Source organism: Agromyces binzhouensis (genome assembly GCF_004135055.1).
In the GTDB taxonomy this organism is placed as follows: domain Bacteria; phylum Actinomycetota; class Actinomycetes; order Actinomycetales; family Microbacteriaceae; genus Agromyces; species Agromyces binzhouensis.
Genome location: NZ_SDPL01000454.1, coordinates 1 through 2,355 on the forward strand (window position 1 = coordinate 1; position 2,355 = coordinate 2,355).

A 2,355-nucleotide genomic window follows, 5' to 3' on the forward strand; every position below is an offset into this window, starting at 1 on the left:
GGCATCCGTCGACCGCGCGCCGTCCGTCGCGACGCTCCGGCTCGCCTGCCGCGCTGCCTCGATCGCCCAGAACACCGCCTCCGGCGTCGACGGCGCCGTGAGCTCGACCGAGTGCCCGGACGGCCCGAACGCCGCGACGGCCTCGCGGATCGCCTCGCGCACGCTGAAGGCGAGCATGAACGGCGGCTCGCCGACCGCCTTCGAGCCGTAGATCGCGCCGTCCTCGTGCGCGCGCTCGAGGAAGTGCACGTTGAGCTCGTCGGGCAGCTCCGAGAAGCTCGGCAGCTTGTAGGTGCTCGCCGACGGCGTGAGCAGGCGCCCGCGCCCGGGTCCGTCGGTCTCGTCCCAGCGCAGCTCCTCGAGCGTGAGCCATCCGACGCCCTGCATGAAGGCGCCCTCGACCTGCCCCAGGTCGATGAGCGGCGAGAGCGAGTCGCCGACGTCGTGGACGATGTCGACGCGGCGCAGCCGGGTCGCGCCCGTGAAGCCGTCGACCTCGACCTCGCTCGCGGCCACCCCGCAGGCGAAGTACTTGAACGGGGTGCCGGTCATCGTCGCCGGGTCCCAGCCGAGGCCCTCGGTCCGGTAGAAGCCGGCGGCGAAGAGCTGCACGCGCTCGGCGTAGGCGGTCGCCGCGAGCTCGCCGAAGAGCACGGATGCCGCGGGGTCGCCGCCGTGCACGCGGCCGTCCTCGAACCGCACGTCGGCCTCGTCGACGCCGAGGACGTTCGCCGCGACGGGCCGGAGCCTCGCGATGATCTGGTCGCAGGCGTCCTTCACGGCCGCGCCGTTGAGGTCGGCCCCCGAGGATGCCGCGGTCGCCGACGTGTTCGGCACCTTGTCGGTGCGCGTGGGGGCGAGGCGCACCTGCGCGAGCGGCACGCCGAGCGCGGTCGCCGCGACCTGGAGCATCTTGGTGTGCAGGCCCTGGCCGAGTTCGGTGCCGCCGTGGTTCACGAGCACCGAGCCGTCGCGGTAGACGTGCACGAGCGCGCCGGCCTGGTTGTAGGCGGTGAACGTGAACGAGATGCCGAACTTCACCGGGGTGATCGCGAGTCCGCGCTTGACGTCGGGTTCGGCATCGTTCGCGGCCGCGATCTCCTCGCGCCGGCGGGCGAACTCGGACTCGTCGAGCACCCGGGACCACGCCTCGCCGATCCGCTCGGCGTGGCGCACCTCCATGCCGTACGGGGTCGTCTGGCCGGGGCGGTAGAGGTTCCGCTCGCGCAGCACGGCCGGGTCGATGCCGAGCTGCGGCGCGACGCGCCCGAGGACGTCCTCGATGACGAACATGCCCTGCGGCCCGCCGAACCCGCGGAACGCGGTCTGCGAGGTCACGTTCGTTCGTGCGATGCGCCCGTGCACCGTGATGTCCGGGATCCAGTAGGCGTTGTCGACGTGGCACAGCGCGCGCCCGAGCACGGGATCGGAGAGGTCGAGGCTCCAGCCGCCGTTCGACGTCAGGGTCGCCTCGAGCGCGAGGATGCGGCCGTCGTCGTCGAAGCCCGCGCGCCAGGTGGCGTGGAACGGGTGCCGCTTGCCGGTCATCGTCATGTCCTGCGCGCGCGTGAGCCGGAGTCGCACGGGGCGCCCGGTGCGCACGGCGCCGAGCGCCGCGACGGCGGCGAGCCCGTGCGGCTGCATCTCCTTGCCGCCGAAGCCGCCGCCGAGGCGCAGCGACTGCACGGTGACGCGGTGGTTCGGCACGCCGAGCACGTGCGCGACGATCTCCTGCGTCTCCGACGGGTGCTGCGTGCTCGACTCGACGAACACCTGCCCCTCGGAGTCGACGTGCGCGAACGACGCGTGCGTCTCGAGGTAGAAGTGCTCCTGCCCGCCGACGACGCTGACGCCCTCGAAGACGTGCGGCGCCGAGGCGAGGGCGGATGCCGCGTCGCCGCGCCGCACGGTCGGCGCGATGCCCTGGAACGACCCGGCCGCGATCGCCTCCTCGACGGTCACGATCGAGGGCAGCGCCTCGGCGTCGACCACGACCGCGGCGGCCCCGAGGCGCGCGGACTCGGCGGTCTCGCCGAGCACCCACGCGAGCGCGTGCCCGTGGTACTGCGCCTCGTCGGGGAACAGCGGCTCGTCGCCCTTCGCACCCGCGTCGTTGACGCCGGGCACGTCCTCGGCGGTGAGCACGTGCACGACGCCCGGCACCTCGAGGGCGGGTGCGACGTCGAGCCGCACGCGCGCGTGCGCGTGCGCCGAGGTCACCGGCCACGCGGTGAGCACGTCGCGGCGGGTGGCGGCGAGGTCGTCGGTGTAGACGGCGGTGCCGGTGGCGTGCAGCCGGGCGCGGTCGTGGGCGGCGGGCGTGGCGGCGACGGCGCCGGCGGGGCGGTCCGAGAG

The 2,355-nt window shown here is 74.2% G+C and carries 1 protein-coding gene; it reads right to left on the reverse strand.

From position 1 onward, the window contains the following. A partial coding sequence (xdhB, locus tag ESO86_RS15570) for a xanthine dehydrogenase molybdopterin binding subunit (RefSeq protein ID WP_277985240.1) occupies positions 1-2,355 on the reverse strand: 2,355 nt, incomplete at both ends.